Source organism: Hyphomonas atlantica corrig., from assembly GCF_017795365.1.
Lineage (GTDB): Bacteria > Pseudomonadota > Alphaproteobacteria > Caulobacterales > Hyphomonadaceae > Hyphomonas > Hyphomonas atlantica.
In genome coordinates this window covers 1,929,621-1,949,589 of sequence record NZ_CP051254.1, presented here as the reverse complement: position 1 = coordinate 1,949,589, position 19,969 = coordinate 1,929,621, and the positions used below count along the sequence as shown (strand labels likewise).

The following is a 19,969-nucleotide window of genomic DNA, read 5'->3' as shown; positions in this document are numbered from 1 at the left end:
GAATGTACGGAAGCGAGCTTTTGGAGATTTCGCATTCGCGGGAACCGAGATATCGCTCTCATGATCCATCGCTCGTAAAGCCGGTCTTCGACATTACGTAATGACAACGGAAAACGGAGGTACATCATCACCTCAAGCTGGATGATCTCGGGTAAGGTCTTGAAGTAGCGGAAGGGTGATTTCGTTATTCCCCGAAGCTAGACGCCAGAATTGGCACCCTCAAACGCGGTTCCTTTGACAATGCCGTTCTGGCAATGCCATCGGTTGTGACTCAGGTCATATCACTGACAAAAGTCGGTCGAACCGAGGGAGCCGGAGCACATGTTTGCCTTGGCCCGGCGCGAAGCTTCGGCCGAAGAGATCGTCCCTGGTATTTCCGGAGCTGTTCCACCGCGGCCCACGCTGGTCGCTGGCTCGTAATTGCGCGATCGCGCATGGGCCCGCTGGCTGCGAAGGCGCTCGGCCTCGGCCGCCGCAGCGCGCCGCTCACTGTCGCGTTGCAGGCCATATACCCTTTGCGTGTATTCACCTGATGACGACATGCCATAAGACTGCGCCATCCTCAGCTGACTGCGGCAATGGCTTAGCGTCGACTTATAATAATCGTCCAGCGATCTCACGCCCGCGTCTTCAAGGCAGCCCTCTGCACCTTCTGCGTAGGCAATACCGATCATGCGCTGCGCCTCAACATCGCTGATGTAACCAGCCCGGCGCGCTGGTTCGAGCATGGCCCTGACGTAAGGCCCATACGATCCATTCCTTTGGGCTACCAGTTTTCCGCCCTCTAGCTCTAGCGAACCGACGCCCATATAGCGCGCGGCGGCTGTTGAGGCGTAGTTCAAATCACCTTCTATAAGTGATCGCCCGGTAAAGAAGGCCATACCCCGGTCGCCCACCTTGTCCTCGGGGACGTCCATGAGCAACAACACGTCCATTGCGGATGGTTGATACCGGCCCCAGCATCCATTCGGGTCGGTCATTTTGTCGAGCGCGTCCATCAGGTCATTGCGTTCAACTGCTTCGACGACCTCTACACACGGCTGGGGCACGAAGCCTGTGCGATAGCGCGACCTTAGCTGTGAGCCAAGTTCGCCCGACAGCAGCATCGTATCAGCAGAGCTCGAGTTGATTGTGTCAGGATTGGGCACATTCTTGCGTGTCTTCACAGTTAGGCCGAGCCTCGACACAAACGTATTACTGCTTCCGCCGCGATTTTGGTATTGGTCGTCCAGGAACTCTGCGAGCCACCTCATTGCGTTGTACTGGCCCAGATCAGCAGCAAAAACGAGGTAGCGGAAATAGTCCTCATCGCTCACCGTAACATCGGGATAGCGAGTCGGATCGTTATTGTTGCGCCGAAAGAACCTGATGCACTCACGGCATCCCCGTGACAGGCCTTCAGCATATATCTCGGCGGCGCGCACTGCATCGCCATAGCCATTCTTGTCCGTTCCATTTTCATAGAGCTCGCCCAGCCAGAGATAAGCTTCGGGCGTTTTCTGCGCGCCGATCCTCAACCATTGTTCTGCAGTCGCAAGATCGCTTGAGACCCCGCCCTGCCCCCTGCGAATAAAATAGGCGAGCGTGACGGCCATCTCGCCGCGTGTATCAGGTCGACGGGCATATTCGGCGTATATCGGCAAAAGTTCTGCGAGACGGTTATCTTTCACCGCCTGGGTGATTGTCGGTGTACCGTCCCCAAAGACGTCCGTGTTGAGAAGGTATTTGTCGAACGGTTTCACGACGCGGGTGCCGCGTTGCCATCCGAGCTCCGGAACCCAGCGTGTGCCGGGCGCCACGGTATCGTAGGCGAACTCGACTTCCGGTGTGATGTTCGTGCCGAGCCAGTAGGCGTCTATACCATCCTTGGTGCCACGCTGAGCGATCGCGTTTGTGCGCTCACCGGACTGCATTTTCTCGAGATCGCGAACGCGGATTTCATCTTGGTAGACATTCTGAGGCTTTGCGATTGTACCCGGGTCTTTGCCCTTTCCAGCGGCGGCGCGCTCACAATCCAGCGCAAAGCTGATCTCGCTATCGGTGACCTCGCCGCTGCTTGAGGCCATTTTGGCGGCGATACGGTCATATTCGGCGCCGCACTGAAGCTGCGCATCCGACGGTAGCGCAAACAGAGCAGCCATGAATGTCACTACCGTCGACATGCCGAACAGGCGGTGCGCAGAAATAATGCTCATTACAATCCCCAAAACGTCCAATCAGGACCACCAACGGACGCCACCATCAAGCAGAAAAATACGCCTTGGTTGACTGAAATCCCCCATGCTCCGCTCGGGAAAAGGAGGGAAAGCTGTTCAATCGGTCCCACTTATTTAATGCATGGCCTCGCCTTTCCTTCCTACATGCTCTTTCTGAAAGCGTCTTTCACCCTTGGGGGTGAAGCGATGAATCTCGCGCCTTTCTAGGCTTCATTTACTTGATGGAGAGGGTACTGTTGCATTTGGCGATTGGAGCCGGCGGCGGATTTCGGGCGCAAAATCTACCCTCTTCCGGAAACGGAGACGCAGCCCTGGTGCCAAAGCCCGCGGTGTGTGGGGCTTTGCGCGGACGTGACGGTACTTTTCTTTGTTTGGGGGTGTGGCTGGCGGAGAGAGAGGGATTCGAACCCTCGGAACCCTTGCGAGTTCACTAGTTTTCGAGACTAGCCTATTCAACCACTCTAGCACCTCTCCGCAGAGCCCGTGGACGGCTGCCTGCACTATATAATATGCGCCTGTCATGCAAGCACCTGAAATCGCCTGAAGATGACATTTGACAGCGCGGCCTGATTGGTGTTTACCCCCCGCTTCGAGCGCGGATCCGGCAACGGCTTCGCGCGCAATTCATTTCGATTAGTATTCCGGAAGGACGAGACCCATGTTCGCGGTCATCAAAACAGGCGGCAAGCAATATAAAGTCGCGGAAGGCGATACGATCACCGTCGAAAAACTGGACGCCGAAGCCGGCAAGGACGTAACCTTTGACACCGTGCTCATGCTGGGCAATGGCGACGACGTAACTGTTGGCGCCCCGCTGGTAGACGGCGCAAGCGTGTTCGGTGAAGTCGAGGAGCAGACGCGCGGTGACAAGATCATCATCCGCAAGAAGCGTCAGCGCCAGACCTATCGCCGTACACAAGGCCACCGCCAGCACCTGACGGTCGTCAAGATCACCGGCATCAGCGCCGACGGCAAGAAGCCAGCCAAGAAAGCTGCAGCGAAGAAAGCGGCTCCAAAAGCTGAAGCGCCTGCTGCAGAAGCTGCTGCACCCGCCGCAAAGCCGGAAGTCGATTCCCGCGGCCGTATCGCCAATCTGGAAGGCAAGCCCGACAATCTGAAAAAGATTTCCGGCGTTGGCCCGGTTCTGGAGAAAAAGCTGCATGAAGCCGGCATCTACTTCTTCTGGCAGGTCGCTGCCTTGAAAGAAGACCAGATCGCTGATCTCGAAGAAGAGATGAGCTTCCCAGGCCGTATCACTCGCGACGAGTGGATCAAGCAGGCCGAAGAATTCGCCAAGGACGCATAAGGGCGCTATAAGCCCTTTATAGAGGATCAGGAGCAAACCATGGCTCATAAGAAATCAGGTGGTTCGTCCCGTAACGGCCGCGACTCAAACCCGAAGTATCTTGGCGTCAAGAAATTTGGCGGCGAGCACGTCATTCCGGGCAACATCATTGTGCGTCAGCGCGGCACCCAGAAATGGCCAGGCCGCGGCGTCGGCATGGGCCGTGACCACACCCTCTTTGCCCTTTCCGAAGGCAAGGTTGAGTTTACGCGCAAGGCGGGCGGCCGTCTCTACGTAAACATTGTGCCGGTCGCAGACGCAGCAGAATAGCGGCTGACAGCGCGGCCGCGGGAACGTGGCCGGATCGCTTCAGACGATCAGTTTCCAAGGGGAGGCAGGCCACTGCCTCCCCTTTGTTTTGTCTCCCCTGCAATTGCCCCGGAAGGGCACGCACCATGTGTGAATTGATTGAGACAGACAGACTGGTTTTACGGCGCATCACCCCAATGGATGCGCCGCGCATTACTGAGTGCATCGCCGACCCGCGCATCTATCGCATGGTCGCGAGCATCACACCGGATCAAAGCCTGGAGCGCACTCAGGAATGGATTGCGACACATGAGGCCGGGGCGGCGAACGACACAAACCACATCTTTGCCCTTCAGAAGGATCTTGAACTGGTGGGCGTGATCGGCGCGGACCGCCCGGGTGCGGGATTGGCATTTGATATCGGCTACTGGCTCGCCCCCACCGAATGGGGCAGCGGCCTGATGACCGAAGCCGCAAATGCCGTGAAGAATTGGCTGAAGGGGCGCGGCGAACGCGCGTTCACCTCAGGCCACTTTGCTGACAATCCCGCGTCAGGGCGCGTTCTGAAAAAGATCGGATTTCTCCCCTCCGGACGTGGTAGAGTGTTCAGTCTCGGTCGGGGCGAAGCTTCAGATCACATCAACATGTCCTACATTGATTGAAAGCTGGATAGTACGTCATGAAATTCCTCGATCAGGCCAAAGTCTTCATTCAGTCGGGCACCGGCGGGTCTGGCTGTGTCTCGTTTCGGCGCGAGAAGTATATTGAGTATGGCGGTCCGAATGGTGGCGATGGGGGCCGGGGTGGCGACGTCTGGGCGGAGGCCGTTGAAGGCCTGAACACGCTGATCGACTATCGCTACAAACAGCATTTCAAGGCGAAGCGCGGCGGCCACGGCATGGGCAAGGACCGCACCGGTGCTGGCGGCGATGATGTCGTGCTGAAACTGCCGGTCGGCACGCAAATCTTTGAAGAAGACCAGGAAACGCTGGTCGCAGACCTGACTGAAGTCGGCCAACGCGTCCTGCTGGCCGTCGGCGGCAATGGCGGCTGGGGCAATACGCGCTTCAAGACCTCCACGAACCAAGCCCCTCGCCGCGCCAATCCGGGCGAGCCGGGCGAAGAACGCTGGATCTGGCTGCGTCTGAAACTGATCGCCGATGCGGGCCTGCTGGGCCTGCCCAATGCCGGCAAATCCACCTTCCTCAGCGTTGTCACTGCAGCCACGCCGAAAATCGCAGACTATCCCTTCACCACCTTGAATCCCGGCCTCGGCGTTGTGGACCTCGGCCCCGGCAGCCGATTCGTCATGGCGGACATTCCCGGCCTCATCGAGGGGGCCGCAGATGGTGCCGGCCTGGGCCACCGCTTCCTCGGACATGTCGAGCGCTGCAAGGTGCTGCTGCACCTGATCGACTGCACGCAAGACGATGTGGCAGGCGCCTACACGACAATTCGCAACGAGTTGGAGGCCTACAGCCCCGAACTGGCCGAACGGCCTGAAGTCGTCGCGTTGAACAAGATTGACGCGCTGCTGCCGGAACAAGTCGACGAACAGGTTGCGCAGCTGAAAACCGTGTATGGCGGTGAGCCGCTGCGCATTTCAGGTGTCACGGGTGCAGGCGTGAAGAAGGCGCTGTCCGAAGTCTCGCGTCATCTGGGCATCATCGCCGCCGAGGAAGGCGAGGATGAGGATGCCGACTGGTCGCCGCTCTAGTGGTGATGGTGGTGCGGTTCGGTGTTGAAGCGCCCGCACTTGCCACACTTCACGACAACGCCGTGCGCATCATGATGGGCCACGTTGACCAGCAGCTTCGTCTTGCAAGAGCCGCAGCGATAGGTTTCGTCGCCACCGCCTTCACGCGCAGGCGATCCGGCCGTGTGCTCCAGCACTTCGGCGCCTTGTACCTGAGCCGGTGTCAGAAGGATCATGTCGAATTGGGGCATGGCGAAAACCTCTTCTTTTCATCTGTCGTGACGGCGAAAGCCGTTGATTGTCAACGACTTCATTTTCGCTTTCGGCATTTGTCGCAGCAGTGTATCGCTCCGCTTCATGACTGACACGCCCTTCTCTTCAGCCAAACGCATCGTGGTGAAAACCGGCTCGGCGCTCGTAGCGGAAAACGGAAAACCGCGCCATGAATGGCTTGAAAAGCTGGCGTCGGACATTGTCGCCCTGCGTCGCCGCGGGTTGCAGATCGTGCTCGTTTCGTCAGGCGCTGTCGCCCTGGGTCGCCAGAGTGTCGCCGGATCTGTCGCCAATCGTCTCGACCAGAAACAGGCCGCGGCCGCCATCGGCCAGCTTCGCCTCATGTCCGCCATCGCCACCGCGTTCGAGCCGCACGACGTGACCATCGGCCAGGCCCTGCTGACGCTCAGCGACACCGAGATCCGCCGCCGCTGGCTGAACGCGCGCGCGACGCTGGAGACGCTGCTGGAATCCGGGACGGTTCCGGTGATCAACGAGAATGACACGGTCGCGACGGATGAGATCCGATATGGCGACAATGATCGACTCGCCGCGCGCGTGGCACAGATGATGGGCGCGGATGTTCTGGTGCTGCTGTCCGACATAGACGGGCTCTACACCGCTGACCCGCGCAGCCACCCGGACGCGGCGCATATTCCTCATCTTGCCGAGCTGACGGCGGAGCATGATGCCATGGCGACGGGCGCGAATGCCGATGCCGGGGTGGGCTCCGGCGGCATGGCGACCAAGCTCGCCGCCGCGCGCATCGCTCATGCGGCGGGCTGCTCAACTCTCATCACACTCGGCAATCGGGACCATCCCCTGCTCTCGATTGAAGACGGCGCCCGCGCCACGCTGATTTCGGCGGCGACCACACCGGCAAGCGCACGTGCGGCCTGGCTGGCCGGGCACCTCACCCCTGAAGGCGCGATCACGCTGGACGAAGGCGCGGCCAAGGCCCTGCGCGGCGGGGCGAGCCTTCTGGCCGTGGGCATAACCGGCGTGACCGGCAATTTCGAACGTGGCGCAGCGGTGGCCTTGAAAGCGCCATCGGGCAAGATGGTTGGCAAGGGTGTCACCGCCTATGGCTCGGCCGAGATCGCCCGCGTCATTGGCCGCCAGAGCGATGAAGTCGAAGCAATCCTCGGCTATCGCGGACGCCCAGCCATTGTCCACCGGGACGACATGGTCCTGGTTCGCTAGACCGCCATGACACAGACTGTTCGCGCTGCCACACCGGAAGACGTCGCCGCGCTGACCGAGCTGGAGCTGGCGTTTCCAGAGGAAGACCGCTTCTCCCGGCGCACCTGGCAGAGGCTGTTGCGCGGGAATTCAGCCATCCTCGTATCCGACGGAGAAGCCGGGCTCGATGGCGCGCTTGTCCTCCTGTTCCGCAAGACCAGCCGCATTGCGCGAATCTACTCGATATCCGTCGCAGAAACTGCGCGTGGAACGGGCCTGTCCGACAAACTTCTGTCCGAAAGCGAAGCGATTTCAAGGCAGCGGGGCTGTGTTGCGATAAGGCTGGAAGTGCGCGAAACAAATTCGCGCGCAAAGCGTCTTTACGAACGCCATGATTATCGCGTAATGGCGCGCGCCGCAGGCTATTACCCGGACGGGGAGGCCGCACTTAGAATGGAGAAGCCGCTGGTCGGCCTCTCGAGAGAGGATCAATGACCGATTGGGTCGTACTCGTCGAATCCGCCAACGACATCTCGCAGGCTGAAACGCCTCACAAGGTGCTCAAGGTTGCAGACTATATCACCAAGCCCGCCCTGTTCAGCGGACGGCGGCCCTATATCCTGAACCTCTGCCGATCCTACGGCTATCAGTCAGAGGGCTATTACGCCTCCCTGCTCGCTGAAGCGCGCGGCCATCGGGTCAGCCCCAGCGTACAGACGATGGTAGAGCTGTCAGCCAAGGGCCTCTACAAACACGCCCTGCCCGATCTTGGCGAACGCCTGCGCGAAGCCATCTCGAAAGGCGCGCCAGAACAGGAAAGCCTGTTCGTCGCCTTCTCGAAGCCGGACACGCCCGGCTACGAACGCCTTGCCCGGGAAGTTTCGGACTGGTTCCGCGTGCCAGCGCTGGAGGTTGAGTTCGATCCGAAATCTCCCCACGGAATTGGCCGTGTCCGGATGGTGCCGCCCCACAAGCTGAAAGGTGCGCGCCGGGACTTTTTCCTTGAGGCAATGGGCACCTATACGAGCGGCCGGATCAGCGAACCGAAAACAAAGGCCCCGGCCAAATGGGCGTTGGCCGTGCTGGTGGACCCGCATGAGAAGACTGCCCCCTCGAAGCCTTCTTCCATCAAACGCCTGGCTGATGTTGCCGCGAAGATGGGTGTGGAGGTCGAAACAATCGAGCCATCCGACCTGACCAGCCTCGCCGAGTTCGACGCCCTGTTTATCCGGGCGACGACGCAGATCGACAACTACACCTACAAATTCGCACGCCGCGCCGAACAGGAAGGCATGCCCGTCATTGACGACACCCAATCCATGATCCGGTGCACGAACAAGGTGTTCCTCAAGGAAATTCTGGAGAAGGCGGGCCTGCCCATTCCGAGGACGGAAATCCTTGACGAGAAATCAGACCTGGCCGCCGTGTTCGAAAAGCTGGGCAACCCGGTTGTCCTGAAAACGCCGGATGGGTCGTTCGGCACGAATATGGTCAAGGCCCGTTCGCTTGAGGAACTGCGCGCCGGGGCGAAGCAGATGTTCAAGGAAACGGCACTGATCATCGCGCAGGAGTTCGTGCCAACCAAGTTCGACTGGCGCATCGGCGTGCTGAACGGCGAGCCGCTTTATGCGTGCCAGTACCGTATGGCGCGTGGGCACTGGCAGATCGTGAAGCACGGGCCCGATGGCAAGACGACCGAAGGCGGGTTCGCGACCTTCCCGGTCGAGGATGCCCCGCCCGAGGTGGTGGACGCCGCGGTGCGCGGGGCGCGCCTGATCGGCGACGGCCTGTATGGCGTGGATCTGAAGGAGACCGACAAGGGCGTCGTGATCATCGAGATCAACGACAACCCTTCGATCGATCATGATGTTGAGGGCGCCGTCCTGAAAGACGAACTCTGGCGACGGATCATATCCTGGTTCTCCACACGCCTGGAACAGCGCATGGGCCGGGTCACCTGATGTCTAGAAGCGGAACGCGCCAGATTTCAAGGAGTCGTAGCGATCCTGAGTGAACGGCACATATTGGCGACGCTCGGGATGGTACATCCAGATCGGATCATCGACGAGATCCGGGCTAAAGCCCTCCTTCATCAGTTCGACCTTGCGGAATTTCAGGGTGCCGGTGGTGTCTGCCTCGCGCTGGATGCGCAGGAATATCGGGATGGCATAGGCCGGCAGACTGTTTGACAGATTGTAGTGCAGGCTTTCGAAGTCTACATCCCCATTCAGCGTGATGGCGGCCATTCCTGCCTTGCCATCTGTACCGGGAATTTCGACGCCATAGACATTGGCCGTGGCGATCCCCTCCACGCGTGACAGGGCATTGCTGACTTCACTGGTAGAGACGTTCTCGCCTTTCCAGCGGAACGTGTCGCCTGTGCGGTCCACGAAATAGACGTAGCCGTCTTCGTCCTTGCGCATGAGGTCTCCCGTTCTGAACCAGCGGTCGCCCTGCTCGAACACGTTGCGCAGGATTTTCTTTTCGGTCGCCTTGGGGTCATGATAGCCGGCGAATTCGAATTCCTCGTCGGACATGCGGCCAAGCATCTCGCCCACTTCGTTCGCTGCCGCACGGATCACATATCCGTCTTCACCGCGAACGACATCTTCTTTCTCAAGGTCGTATTTCACGAACTCGACATGATCGAAGCGCGCCTTCAACCATTTGGGAATGCGGCCGACAGCACCGACCGTGCCGTCAATGCTCATGAGATTCACATTGCCATCTGTCGCGCCATAAAACTCGACCAGATTGGTAATGTTGAACCGCTCACGGAACTCCGTCCAGATTTCAGCGCGAAGGCCGTTGCCAAACCCCGTGCGCAGGCGATGCTGACGCTCCTTCGGATGAACCGGCTGGTTCAGAAGGTATCGGCAAAGCTCGCCAATATAGACAATCGAGGTTGCGCCCTCATCCACGACATCGTCCCAGAAAGCGGTCGCAGAGAACTTCCGACGCAGGATGACACTTGCACCCGTCATCAGCGCCTGACCAATACCGCACGCGCCGCCCGTCGCATGATAGAGCGGCAGCGTGATGTAAACGCGATCACGTGGCCCTGTGTAGCAAGGCGCAATAAAGGTCCGCATCATGATCTGCAGGCGGGAATTGGTGATTTTCGTCGCCTTGGGCAGGCCCGTTGTGCCTGATGTATATATGAAGAGGCAGTCATCCTTGCCGCGCAGATGCGCGCGCAGGTCACGTGATGGCCGCTCGGCCGACAGGCTTGGCAGCATGGCCGCGATGTCTTCGCCATGTTCCCCGCCCCAAGTCCAGACTTGTGGCGGGCCGTCCATCGTGGCGGAAGCTTCCGTGACCGCCTTGTCGCGAGTCGCCCCGGCAATGATGTGGCTTGCCTCGGAAATGGTCAGGCAATGGCGCAACGCGTCGCCATCCAGATGTGTGTTGATCAGGGCTGTGACCACGCCAACTTTTGCGAGGCCAACCCAGATCGCCACATAATCCGGGCAATTCTCCATGCAGAGCGCAACACGGTCACCCGCTTTCAGATTGTGCGCCAGCGCCCAGTGCGCGATGCGGTTCGCTTGCGCGTCGAACTCAGCATAGGTCGTCAGCCCGCCTTCAAACCGGAAGGCGACATTGGCCGCAAACTTGTCCGCACTAGTCTCGAAATCATCCGCAACCAGCTGCTCAGTCTCTGGCGTCACATCGCCAATCAACTTGTGCATGCGATACGCCATGCGCAGGAAATCCAGATCCCGCTTCATCTGGGAAAAGGAATCGTGGAACGGCACGGCGGTGCGGAGTGAGGCAGCATTAACCATAATAACTGGCAATACCCGAATGTGGTGAACATGTAGTGACCAGAAAGGTCAAAATTCGAATGGACGCGCGCACTTGCACAGTTTGCATCCATTCCTGCCTCTGCTAGCTCCATCCAACACAATCTGGAGACCCTCGCATGGCAGACCCCGTCGGAGACCTTCTGGCCCTTTTGGACATTGAACGCCTGGAACTGGACCTGTTCCGGGGCCAGAGCCCTGATGAGCGGGCCAGCCAGCGCGTATTCGGCGGTCAGGTGATCGCGCAGTCACTTGTCGCGGCCTATCGCACCGTTCCGGACGACCGCACCTGTCACTCGCTGCATGCCTATTTCATCCGGCCGGGCGATCCGACCGTGCCGATCATCTATCAGGTCGACCATTCGCGCGACGGTGGCAGCTTCACCACGCGGCGCGTCGTTGCGATCCAGCATGGCAAGCAGATCTTCAACATGGCCGCCAGCTTCCAGACCGACGAGGACAGCTGGGAACACCAGCACAAGATGCCGGACGTGGAAGGCCCGGAAGGACTGCCAGAGCTGCGCGAACGCCGCATGCAGATTCTCGACAAGGTGCCGGAGGCAATGCGCGAGGATTTCACCCGCGAACGCGATATCGAAATCCGCGATGTAGACCCGCTGGACCTGATTCATCCAGAAATCGCGGATGACCGCCATAATCTGTGGTTCCGCGTCAGCCGCCCCATTGATGTACCGCCTGCCCTGCACCACTGCCTGCTGGCCTATGCGTCTGACATGAGCCTGCTCAGCTCCAGCTATCGCCCGCACGGCATTACCTGGCTGAACCACAAGGAATTGATGTCTGCCAGCCTCGACCACGCCATGTGGCTGCATGCGCCGATCAAGTTCGATGAATGGCACCTCTACTCCATGGACAGCCCGTTCGCCGGTAAAGGCCGCGGACTGAACCGCGGAATGATCTATAATATGGCCGGAGACCTCGTCGCGAGTGTTGCACAAGAGGGTCTGGTGCGACGCTTGCGCACAAAAGACTGAATTCACAGCCGAAAGGGGCTTGCGCCATAGCGCGACCCCATTATTACGGGAGTCCGGAGCGTAGCGCAGCCTGGTAGCGCATCTGGTTTGGGACCAGAGGGTCGGAGGTTCGAATCCTCTCGCTCCGACCATTCACTTTCGCAGCGGTGAGGTCGATCAATGCAAGCGCGTATTTACAAGCCCGCCAAAAGCGCGATGACCTCAGGACGCGGCAAGACCAAGGCCTGGGTGCTGGAATTCGTGAAGAATGACGCGAAGCGCTCTGCCGACCCGGTCATGGGCTGGACCAGCATCGACGACACGTCTGGCCAGGTCCGCCTCTCCTTCGACACACAGGAACAGGCCATCGAATACGCCAAGAGCGAAGGCCTCACCTTCACCGTCACGCCCTCTGAGGAGCGGAAACGGCTTGTAAAGTCCTACAGCGCTAATTTCGACGCAAATCGCAAGCAGCCCTGGACACACTAGGGTGCCCGCCGGCGGCGTTCCGGCCCCGTAGCTCAGCTGGATAGAGCACCCGACTTCTAATCGGACGGTCGCAGGTTCGAATCCTGCCGGGGTCGCCATTGCGTTGCGATCTGGCTCAATACTTTCTCCAAAACGAGACAAGGCCCCCGAAATCGGGAGCCCTGTCGTGGTCTCTCAGTATCGTTCAGGCGTCAGCTCACCTGCGCGCTGTCGAGATCCTTGGTCAATTGTTCCTTCAGATCGCGCTTCACGAATTTGCCGCTGGCATTGCGTGGAAGTGCGGTGAGGAACCAGACATAACGCGGCACCTTGTGCTTCGCCATGATGCCGGCGCAATGTTCGCGCAGGGCGTCGGCGGAAACGTCTTCGCCCGGCTTCAGCACGATGGCCACGCCGACCTCTTCGCCCAGACGATCATCCGGCACACCGAACACGCTGCATTCAGCGACTGATGGATGGCGATAGACGGCGGCTTCCACCTCGGCGCAATACACATTCTCGCCACCACGCAGCACCATGTCTTTCTTCCGGTCGACGATAAAGATGAAGCCATCTTCGTCGATACGCGCAATGTCGCCTGTGTGCAGCCAGCCATCCGTAATGGATTCAGCAGTCGCCTCGGGACGATTGATATAGCCCTTGATGACGGAAGACCCCTTCACCCAAAGCTCGCCTACCTCGCCCTGAGGCAGGGTTTCGCCCAGCTCGTTGACGCATTTTGCCTCGAAGTTCGGCATGGCCGGGCCAGCACTGTCCGGCTTGTCGATGAAGAAGTCCGCCGACACCGATGTGATGATGCCGCAGGTTTCAGTCATGCCATAGCCGGTATTCGGGCGAGCCGTTTCAACCGAGGAATCAATCTTGTGGACCAGGTCCGGCGGCAATTGCGCGCCGCCGCCGCCAAGTGTCTGCAGGCTGGATGTATCCGTCGTGGCGAAGTCTGGATGGTTGATCAGTTCCCGCGCCATGATCGGCACGCCACTCATCGCCGTGACTTTCTCGGTCTCCACCAGTTTCAGCGCTTCACCGGCATCCCAGCGATACATCAGCACGATCTTTCCGCCCGCCGCCGTGATCAGATAGGCCGCGCAATTATTGGCCGTGACGTGGAACAGCGGCGTGGTGATCAGGCCCACCGGTACGGGTGCCTCTTCCGGTGGCGGTGGCATTTCGCCAGTCGCGCGAGCCGTGGCAAGCATGGTCGATGCTGCCGAGAACGCCATGTTCAGCAAATTGGAGACGCAGCCACGATGTGTCAGCTGCGCGCCTTTCGGGAACCCGGTCGTGCCGGACGTGTAAAAGATGCAGGCGTCGGAATCCGGGTCCACGGTCACTTGCGGCAGATCCCCACCATGCGCGAGCACGTCTGACCACTGGATCACAGGCGCAGGCGCGTCCGGCGCGCGAACGCCGACCACTTTCATCCGGTCCGTTACGCCATCGATGGACAGGGCGCGTTCCAGACGCTCTGAGTCCGCAAAAAGGACTTTGGGTTCGGAATCCTTCAGCGCGTAGTCCATTTCCTCTGGCGTCCACCAGGCATTCATGCCGACAACGACAACACCCGTTGCCACGCAGGCCCAGTAGAGCAACATCCATTCAGGATAATTGCGCATCGCAATCGCCACGCGGTCGCCCGGTTTCACGCCCTGCTCGGCCATCCACGCCGCGGCAGACGCCACATCGCGATGCGCGTCGGCGTAGGTCCAGCGCTCATCTTGGTAAACGAGGTAGTCCCGCTCAGGGAATTGCAGTGTCGACAGCCAGACTTCCCGCACACTGGGCGGAGCGTTCTTGTAGACGCGGAGCCGGTTGCCCAGAACCTCCGCCTCGACGATCTCGAATTCGCCGCCGGGGCCAGTCAGTTCTTCCCGTGCTTTCAGGAGTTCGGTGTAGTGCATGTTTCCTCCGGAATGTTTTGTCCGATCATACACATTGTCGTTGCGTCACAAAGACCGGACGCAAGGGCAAGATATGCCCAATTTACCTGAACTTTCCTCAGCTTAAGGCACGATTGTGACAATCACACGCGCATAGCGGGTGAGAGCGGGCGTGCCCTTGTCCGTCACCTTCACAATGAAGTGGGCTGTTTCCGTCTGCTCTACCTCCGGCAATTTGAACCAGACATCGAAATCATTCACCGCATGGCCCATGTCTATGGGCGCCTCCAGCGTGCCCGCCTCGGCATAGTTGAACCAATGATAGCTGAGGCTGTCGCCATCGGGATCATACGTGCCGAAGGCATCCAGACCGATGTGCTTGCCTGATTTTGCCGTCAGCCGCGCTTCATGGGCCAGTTTCACCACAGGCGGGTGGTTGGCGTCCTCATAATCGGAAATGGTCCAATCCATACGCGCCGCGAAGTCGCGCTGGAAATCACTCTTCCAGCGCAGCAGCGTAACCTTGTTGCCTTCATACGTCTCATCTGACGGGCCGATAGCACGGCCATCCTTTTGCGGCACCCAGGGCGTGTAGGTGTCGGTCGCATTCGTCCAGATCGGGCGCGGCTCAGGCTCCAGCGGCACACCGCCCGATCCGAGTTTTCCGGGGCCAACACCAATCTCATCCGCGCTCGGTGTATAAAGCTCATACCGGCCACCCCAGCCGCCCCAGTCCGGATGGTCCGGCACATTCAAGCCATTCGGGATCAGTGAGAGATAGGCCGGCGTATCGCCTTCCATGCCCCAGACAACATCAGGATAATGCGCGCCGAGCGGCCCGTGGTCCTGCTGGATGTTTTCGGCAATCCACTGGTTCGAGATGTGATCTTCAAAGCCGGGGAACGAACGGGTAATGGCTGTCCAGGTAGAGAGATCATACTTGCCGGGGCTGACAATGTAGAACAGGTCTGGAAACTCCCTGCGGATCCAGATGCCACTGTCATCCTGATCAGAGATTGTATAGACACGGAGCTTTGAAATCATCCGCGCAGCTTCTGCTTCTGAGCGCGTCTCGCGAATATCATGCAGCGCCTGCGCCAGCGTGTTGGCCCCGCCCCAGACGGAAATCCAAAGCGGTCGCGCATCTTCCTCTTCCAGCAGGCGGATAATCGCCTCTGACCCCTCGGTCGACTGGCCAGTCCCGACGCTCTCCATTCCGTAGCCGGGCTGGCCATTCATCACGAGACCTTGCAGCTCTGCCTCGGTTGGATAGTTCGGGGCATGCTGGCTCAGCGTGTCATAGACCTCGCCATACTTTCCCAGCGTGGCACGGATAGAGTCCGGGCGGAGATTTTCCTGCTTCCAGATGGAAGTCGTGGCGACCAGCGCCCTGATGTCGATTTCGTTGGCGTAGAGCAAGAGGCGGATCAGGGATTGCGTATCGTCCGGATCAGCTTCCATATCCGTCAGGATCACAACCCGGTGCTGTTCCAGCGCGGCCTCCGTCGGCGCTTCCAGCGGCGCGGCAGTCGGCAAAGCCTCTCCCATCGCGTTGCAGCCGCCGAGCGCCAAACCGGACGCAAGCCCTACCATTCCCGCCAGAATACGCTTCACCATGACAATCCTCCGCTATTTTATGATAGCGGTATCATTATCGGATGAAGCTCTCTTTGCAAGGCACCAGGCCGTGGCCCTTTCCTCGCTCAACTTGCTGTTCGAATTCTATTGTTCGCAACTTTCCTCGACAAACTCTCGCCAATCATCAAGCGTGCCACCCACGCGGCTGACCATGTCGATCACCATATTCGCCGTCTTACAGCGCTGATGATCCGTCTTCATGCGTGAGTCGCTCAGAAAGCTCTCAAACAGAGTGTCCGGGGTCGGGGTGGCCGGCCCCATTCGCACGCCGCCATCCTTCTCGCCATCCAGCAGCATCAGGCTCTGCTCTACCGGAGACTCCGCCCACGCGGTCCAGCGCGGCAAAGTGCCAGACAAGCCCCGCCCCGGCGCACCATGGTGCGCGAAAGCGGACCAGTATTCTATCATCTGTGCCGACAGCGTCTCGCGGCTGGCCTTGTTCTTCTTCGAGAAAAAGATGCCAGCCGGGTCTGTCTCTTTCTGGTCAAACCCATTGATGATGAAGGGCATCTCCAGCGAGTGTGAAGCCCCCACAAGAAAGCTGATATCTGTCAGCAGTTTCTTTCCCTGCTCGTCCCAGTCAAAGCGGTACGTATAAACCGGCGCTGTACGCACAGAGGCCCAGGCTTCGGCAGGTGCGCGCACGCCGTGATACGCCCAGACCGTATCGGGATAATCCCCAAAGGCGGCGTAAACGCCCTTGTCCCTTGGCCAGAAGGCAAGGTTGAACAGACTACGCATCATCTCCTTGTCTGCAAAACCAAGCCCGCGAAGTTCATTGCGATTGGTGCCGATCAGCAATGGAAGGTCCCTTAACCCGCCTGTCTCACGCAGAGCGGCCTGAATGCCCATTTCGGGTACGACGATCCCGTCATTCGCGGTATCCACGGGACTGATCAGGCCGGGCATGTCCATCGCCGCCGGAAAGGATTGGTAGGTGTCGAAGATGTCCTTGAGGGGAAGCGCGCGCAAATGCTCGGCCAGCGTTTCTGGCGTCACCTCGTTCTGAGGCGGCAACCCGCCTGCCTCCACCATGGCCTCAATGAAGGTGTCGGCTGAAACGCTATTCGCCAGATTGCTGGCGGAGCCACTCACCGCGTCTTCATAGGCGGCGCTCTGGAACCCGCCGCTCTGCATGATTGCCTTGTGGAACAAGCCATCGGAGAGGGGCGAACTCATCAGCGCAGCGATGTTGAACGCGCCTGCTGATTGTCCGAACACTGTGACATTTTCAGCGTCGCCCCCAAAAGCCGAAATATTCTCCTGCACCCATTCCAGCGCAGCGATCTGATCCAGCAGCGCGAAATTCATGGATCGGTCCAGATCGGTCTCCGCCGTCGCGACCAGGGACGGATGCGCGAACCAGCCCAGCATGGCGAGGCGATAGTTTATGGCGACGATGATCACATCTCCCTGCGTCGCCAGATGGCCCATTTCATACATGCCCGCCGAGCCGCCAATGTTCGCGCCGCCATGGATCCAGACCATCACCGGCAAAGGCCGGTCACCCGCATCCGATGGCGCCCAAACGTTCAAATAGAGGCAGTCTTCCGAGCCAGTCAGTGTCCAGTCCGCATCGGCGCTGCCAAACAGATTGCTGTACTGAACGCATTCGCGGTCAGGTTTGGTAGCTTCATATCGGCCTGCCCAAGCTTCCGCCGGACGCGGCGCGCGCCAGCGCAATTCTCCGACCGGCGGCGCAGCAAATGGAATTCCATACCAGGCCATCGTATCCGCCGCGCCAAATGTGCCAATCACCTCACCTTGCGCGATCGTCCGGATCGTTGAGGCCTGAGGTACGCGGTCAAGCGAGGCGGTGTAGCCTTTCGTCGCCGCGGACTCGCACGCAACCAAAAGAGCGCAAGCCATTATCAGGCCCGCCCAAAAAGCAGGTCTCAGCACTGCATATTCCTCCCATCATCGTTTCACGCGACGATAGCCAAAAACATTTCAATTGCAATGTTTCTGTGAGCGCGCCCTATCCCGCGGCGCGGGTTTGTCCGGCGTGGAGGGCGCAGATCAGCGTGAACAGGCGTCGGGCCGTGGAAAAGTCGACGTCGATCTTCCCTTCAAGGCGCTCGGCGAGGAGTTCAGACCCCTCATTGTGAATGCCGCGCCGTGCCATATCGATAGCTTCGATCTGGTGAGGTGATTGCGTCCGGATCGCGTCGTAATAACTATCGCAGATCATGAAATAGTCGCGGATCACGCCCCGGAACGGGCCAAGCGACAGGATAAAGGTATGAACATCTTCGCCCGCTTCGTTGCGGATGGCGAAGACGAGCCGGCGTTCGGCCTTGGAGAGGTTGAGCTGATACGGCCCCTCATCCTTGTCGATCACCTTGAAATGATTGTCTTCCAACAGGTCAAAGATGGCGACGCGGCGCTCATGCTCAGCGTCCGGGCCGGAAGCGCCCAGGGTCTCATCGTCGATATCGACACCGATGAGCCTGTCCGAACTCACCCGTCGGCGTCCCGGTTCGTTCGGATGGAAATGGATCGCGCATGCGCCGGCAAGCGCTCGGCCTCGGCAAGGCGCAAGGCGGCTGGCGCGATCGCAGCGAAGCCTTGCGGCCCGGCCCGCTGTACGCTCATCCGTTTTAAAAAGTCATATAGCCCCAGGCCGGACGAGAACCGCGCGGCGCGGCTGGTCGGCAGCACGTGGTTTGACCCGGTGACATAGTCGCCCAGCGCTTCCGGCGTGTGGTGGCCGAGGAACACCGCCCCCGCATGACGTACCAGCGGAAGAAGCGCGTCGGGATCCTCGATGCAGAGCTCCAGATGCTCGGCAGCGATACGGTTGGCAATGCTTGCTGCAGCGTCCAGATCAGGCGCCACGACGATGGCGCCATTATTTGTCCAGCTCTCCCGCGCTCGCTCACCTGTGGCGAGGGAATTCAACTGGTTTTCCACAGCCTTTTCCACAGAATCTCCCACAGCCTCATCCACAACAATCAGAATGGATTGGCTGCTCGGATCATGCTCTGCCTGCGAGAGCAGGTCTGCGGCCACCCAGTCCGGATTCGCCGTGTGGTCTGCGATGACGAGAATCTCTGAAGGCCCGGCAATCGTATCAATACCCACTCGCCCAAAGACCTGGCGCTTGGCCTCAGCGACAAAAGCGTTTCCCGGCCCGACAATCTTGTCGACTGGCGCAAGATTGGACGTGCCATAGGCCAGTGCCGCCACGGCCTGTGCTCCGCCCATCGGGTAAAACTCTTCAACGCCAGCCTTCAGCGCCGCATAGGCGACAGCGGGCGACAATTCGCCTTTCGGGGCTGGCGCGACCATTACGATGCGATCCACTCCCGCAATCTTGGCCGGAACGACATTCATCAATACGGATGACGGATAGCTGGCCCGCCCGCCCGGCACGTAAACGCCAACGCTTTCCAGCGCGGTCCAGCGCCAGCCGAGTTCAACCCCGGCATCGTCGGTGAATTTGTGGTCGTTCGGGCGCTGGGCCGAATGATAGGCAGCGATACGATCATGCGCGAAATCAATCGCGTCGCGCAGATCCTGCGGGCATTCAGCCGCCAGCGCGTGCAGATCTACATTGTCCGACTTCAGCGTGGAGGGATCCAGCTGCAAGCCATCAAATTTCGCCGTGTATTCCGCGACAGCTTCACCGCCGCGCTTGCGCACGTCTGCAATGATATCCGCCACGATTTTAGCCACATCGGCGCCTGTGCCGCGTTCCTGTTCGAGGAATTGGGCAAATTCGCCATTAAAGGCATCAGTGGAGGCGTAAAACCTGCGGACCATGTCTATCTCCGGCGCCGCTCATGATTGGGCAGATGGCGCGTCGGCCACACATAGTCACTGTCGAGCAGGGTTGCATCCAGAACTTCGACGTCCAGTTCGATTTCCCCATCACCAGCAAACAGCAGCGTCACCTTCCCGCCCGGCGGTTCATCCGCCGGGGTAAAGCTGACCTGAAGCAGCGACAGGATCATTTCCGGGTCGATCTTGTTCACGGCGCGGGTTTTCACCCCCATCACACCATCGAACGCCAACAGGGAACGCACGCGTTCGCCATCGCCCCGTTTCGCGCCAGCTTCCCAGCGGAACCTGTTGATTTCCAATGTGAATCGGTTGCGCCGGGACTCATATTTCAGGTTTCCGGCCTTCACGACGCTGTCCTGAATGGCGGCCGAAATGACTTCCAAATCCTCCGCTGTCTCAGCGAGGAGTCTCAGTGAAGTTTGGTCGGCCATCAGC

General features: G+C 59.6%; 18 protein-coding genes, 3 tRNA genes and 1 pseudogene. 11 read left to right on the top strand and 11 right to left on the bottom strand.

The features are described from left to right. Positions 1–62 precede the first annotated feature (62 nt). From HF931_RS17185 to HF931_RS09650, 3 genes and pseudogenes are all read right to left on the bottom strand, one after another. Positions 63–188, bottom strand: a pseudogene (locus HF931_RS17185) (IS6 family transposase); the annotation flags it as partial. A 93-nt stretch (positions 189–281) separates the two neighbouring features. Continuing rightward, complete coding sequence (locus HF931_RS09655; RefSeq protein WP_272982169.1) at positions 282–2,195, bottom strand: SEL1-like repeat protein; 1,914 nt, start codon at positions 2,193–2,195, stop codon at positions 282–284. 405 nt (positions 2,196–2,600) lie between these two features. Next, positions 2,601–2,690 (bottom strand) — tRNA-Ser (locus tag HF931_RS09650). A gap of 184 nt (positions 2,691–2,874) precedes the next feature. On the opposite strand from HF931_RS09650, the gene HF931_RS09645 reads away from it, so the two are divergent. The 4 genes from HF931_RS09645 to obgE all read left to right on the top strand — a co-directional run bounded on the left by HF931_RS09645 (position 2,875) and on the right by obgE (position 5,527). Continuing rightward, positions 2,875–3,522 carry a 50S ribosomal protein L21 gene (locus HF931_RS09645; RefSeq protein ID WP_035551565.1) on the top strand — a complete coding sequence of 216 codons (648 nt, stop codon included), beginning with the start codon at positions 2,875–2,877 and terminating at the stop codon, positions 3,520–3,522. Between the two features lie 39 nt (positions 3,523–3,561). Further along, positions 3,562–3,831: a 50S ribosomal protein L27 gene (gene rpmA / locus HF931_RS09640; protein ID WP_027838753.1), complete on the top strand. Its 270-nt coding sequence runs from the start codon at positions 3,562–3,564 to the stop codon at positions 3,829–3,831. Positions 3,832–3,956: 125 nt separating this feature from the next. Continuing rightward, positions 3,957–4,472, top strand: coding sequence for a GNAT family N-acetyltransferase (locus HF931_RS09635; RefSeq protein WP_051602664.1), 516 nt, complete (start codon positions 3,957–3,959; stop codon positions 4,470–4,472). Between the two features lie 17 nt (positions 4,473–4,489). Further along, entirely contained in the window at positions 4,490–5,527 is a 1,038-nt protein-coding gene (gene obgE, locus HF931_RS09630) for a GTPase ObgE (RefSeq protein WP_035551571.1), read from the top strand. On the opposite strand, the gene HF931_RS09625 is transcribed toward obgE, so the two are convergent. Then, the gene (locus HF931_RS09625; RefSeq protein ID WP_035551574.1) at positions 5,524–5,757 is read right to left on the bottom strand and encodes an MJ0042-type zinc finger domain-containing protein; all 234 of its coding nucleotides are present in this window, start codon (positions 5,755–5,757) and stop codon (positions 5,524–5,526) included. The two genes, obgE and HF931_RS09625, sit on opposite strands and share 4 nt — an antisense overlap. 106 nt (positions 5,758–5,863) lie before the next feature. Here HF931_RS09625 and proB point away from each other — a divergent pair, with 106 nt between their 5' ends. The 3 genes from proB to HF931_RS09610 are packed head-to-tail and all read left to right on the top strand — an operon-like array spanning position 5,864 to position 8,922. Further along, the gene (gene proB / locus HF931_RS09620; protein WP_035551669.1) at positions 5,864–6,982 is read left to right on the top strand and encodes a glutamate 5-kinase; all 1,119 of its coding nucleotides are present in this window, start codon (positions 5,864–5,866) and stop codon (positions 6,980–6,982) included. A gap of 6 nt (positions 6,983–6,988) precedes the next feature. Then, entirely contained in the window at positions 6,989–7,456 is a 468-nt protein-coding gene (locus HF931_RS09615; RefSeq protein ID WP_035551577.1) for a GNAT family N-acetyltransferase, read from the top strand. After that, entirely contained in the window at positions 7,453–8,922 is a 1,470-nt protein-coding gene (locus HF931_RS09610) for a RimK family protein (RefSeq protein ID WP_035551579.1), read from the top strand. The genes HF931_RS09615 and HF931_RS09610 overlap by 4 nt, the downstream gene beginning before the upstream one ends. A 3-nt stretch (positions 8,923–8,925) precedes the next feature. On the opposite strand, the gene HF931_RS09605 is transcribed toward HF931_RS09610, so the two are convergent. Beyond that, positions 8,926–10,749, bottom strand: a complete 1,824-nt coding sequence (locus HF931_RS09605) for a long-chain-acyl-CoA synthetase (protein WP_051602665.1) — start codon at positions 10,747–10,749, stop codon at positions 8,926–8,928. A 137-nt stretch (positions 10,750–10,886) separates the two neighbouring features. Here HF931_RS09605 and HF931_RS09600 point away from each other — a divergent pair, with 137 nt between their 5' ends. The 4 genes from HF931_RS09600 (at position 10,887) to HF931_RS09585 (ending at position 12,328) form a co-directional block, all read left to right on the top strand. Continuing rightward, positions 10,887–11,762: an acyl-CoA thioesterase gene (locus HF931_RS09600; RefSeq protein ID WP_035551583.1), complete on the top strand. Its 876-nt coding sequence runs from the start codon at positions 10,887–10,889 to the stop codon at positions 11,760–11,762. Between the two features lie 54 nt (positions 11,763–11,816). Beyond that, positions 11,817–11,893, top strand: a tRNA-Pro gene (locus tag HF931_RS09595). Positions 11,894–11,921: 28 nt separating this feature from the next. Continuing rightward, positions 11,922–12,230 carry an ETC complex I subunit gene (locus HF931_RS09590; protein ID WP_035551586.1) on the top strand — a complete coding sequence of 103 codons (309 nt, stop codon included), beginning with the start codon at positions 11,922–11,924 and terminating at the stop codon, positions 12,228–12,230. Between the two features lie 21 nt (positions 12,231–12,251). Continuing rightward, positions 12,252–12,328 (top strand) — tRNA-Arg (locus HF931_RS09585). A gap of 93 nt (positions 12,329–12,421) precedes the next feature. On the opposite strand, the gene HF931_RS09580 is transcribed toward HF931_RS09585, so the two are convergent. The 6 genes from HF931_RS09580 to HF931_RS09555 form a co-directional block, all read right to left on the bottom strand. Continuing rightward, positions 12,422–14,131 carry a class I adenylate-forming enzyme family protein gene (locus tag HF931_RS09580; RefSeq protein WP_035551589.1) on the bottom strand — a complete coding sequence of 570 codons (1,710 nt, stop codon included), beginning with the start codon at positions 14,129–14,131 and terminating at the stop codon, positions 12,422–12,424. A 102-nt stretch (positions 14,132–14,233) separates the two neighbouring features. Further along, positions 14,234–15,658, bottom strand: a complete 1,425-nt coding sequence (locus HF931_RS09575; protein ID WP_051602668.1) for a DUF1593 domain-containing protein — start codon at positions 15,656–15,658, stop codon at positions 14,234–14,236. A gap of 174 nt (positions 15,659–15,832) precedes the next feature. Further along, positions 15,833–17,617, bottom strand: a complete 1,785-nt coding sequence (locus tag HF931_RS09570) for a carboxylesterase/lipase family protein (protein WP_035551593.1) — start codon at positions 17,615–17,617, stop codon at positions 15,833–15,835. Positions 17,618–17,726: 109 nt separating this feature from the next. Then, positions 17,727–18,212, bottom strand: coding sequence for a UPF0262 family protein (locus HF931_RS09565; protein WP_035551596.1), 486 nt, complete (start codon positions 18,210–18,212; stop codon positions 17,727–17,729). Beyond that, positions 18,209–19,513, bottom strand: coding sequence for a histidinol dehydrogenase (gene hisD / locus HF931_RS09560; protein WP_035551599.1), 1,305 nt, complete (start codon positions 19,511–19,513; stop codon positions 18,209–18,211). The genes HF931_RS09565 and hisD overlap by 4 nt, the downstream gene beginning before the upstream one ends. 2 nt (positions 19,514–19,515) lie before the next feature. Further along, positions 19,516–19,965: a DUF2948 family protein gene (locus HF931_RS09555; protein WP_035551602.1), complete on the bottom strand. Its 450-nt coding sequence runs from the start codon at positions 19,963–19,965 to the stop codon at positions 19,516–19,518. Between the last annotated feature and the right edge of the window lie 4 nt (positions 19,966–19,969).

What these genes read in the sequence shown, in the direction of transcription:
- HF931_RS09645 (WP_035551565.1), top strand. Translation starts at nt 2,875, where the DNA reads ATGTTCGCGGTCATCAAAACAGGCGGCAAGCAATATAAAGTCGCGGAA.
- HF931_RS09570 (WP_035551593.1), bottom strand. Translation starts at nt 17,617, where the DNA reads ATGGCTTGCGCTCTTTTGGTTGCGTGCGAGTCCGCGGCGACGAAAGGC.
- HF931_RS09655 (WP_272982169.1), bottom strand. Translation starts at nt 2,195, where the DNA reads ATGAGCATTATTTCTGCGCACCGCCTGTTCGGCATGTCGACGGTAGTG.
- HF931_RS09615 (WP_035551577.1), top strand. Translation starts at nt 6,989, where the DNA reads ATGACACAGACTGTTCGCGCTGCCACACCGGAAGACGTCGCCGCGCTG.
- HF931_RS09600 (WP_035551583.1), top strand. Translation starts at nt 10,887, where the DNA reads ATGGCAGACCCCGTCGGAGACCTTCTGGCCCTTTTGGACATTGAACGC.
- HF931_RS09635 (WP_051602664.1), top strand. Translation starts at nt 3,957, where the DNA reads ATGTGTGAATTGATTGAGACAGACAGACTGGTTTTACGGCGCATCACC.
- HF931_RS09610 (WP_035551579.1), top strand. Translation starts at nt 7,453, where the DNA reads ATGACCGATTGGGTCGTACTCGTCGAATCCGCCAACGACATCTCGCAG.
- hisD (WP_035551599.1), bottom strand. Translation starts at nt 19,513, where the DNA reads ATGGTCCGCAGGTTTTACGCCTCCACTGATGCCTTTAATGGCGAATTT.
- HF931_RS09625 (WP_035551574.1), bottom strand. Translation starts at nt 5,757, where the DNA reads ATGCCCCAATTCGACATGATCCTTCTGACACCGGCTCAGGTACAAGGC.
- HF931_RS09580 (WP_035551589.1), bottom strand. Translation starts at nt 14,131, where the DNA reads ATGCACTACACCGAACTCCTGAAAGCACGGGAAGAACTGACTGGCCCC.
- proB (WP_035551669.1), top strand. Translation starts at nt 5,864, where the DNA reads ATGACTGACACGCCCTTCTCTTCAGCCAAACGCATCGTGGTGAAAACC.
- HF931_RS09605 (WP_051602665.1), bottom strand. Translation starts at nt 10,749, where the DNA reads ATGGTTAATGCTGCCTCACTCCGCACCGCCGTGCCGTTCCACGATTCC.
- obgE (WP_035551571.1), top strand. Translation starts at nt 4,490, where the DNA reads ATGAAATTCCTCGATCAGGCCAAAGTCTTCATTCAGTCGGGCACCGGC.
- HF931_RS09590 (WP_035551586.1), top strand. Translation starts at nt 11,922, where the DNA reads ATGCAAGCGCGTATTTACAAGCCCGCCAAAAGCGCGATGACCTCAGGA.
- HF931_RS09575 (WP_051602668.1), bottom strand. Translation starts at nt 15,658, where the DNA reads ATGGGAGAGGCTTTGCCGACTGCCGCGCCGCTGGAAGCGCCGACGGAG.
- HF931_RS09555 (WP_035551602.1), bottom strand. Translation starts at nt 19,965, where the DNA reads ATGGCCGACCAAACTTCACTGAGACTCCTCGCTGAGACAGCGGAGGAT.
- rpmA (WP_027838753.1), top strand. Translation starts at nt 3,562, where the DNA reads ATGGCTCATAAGAAATCAGGTGGTTCGTCCCGTAACGGCCGCGACTCA.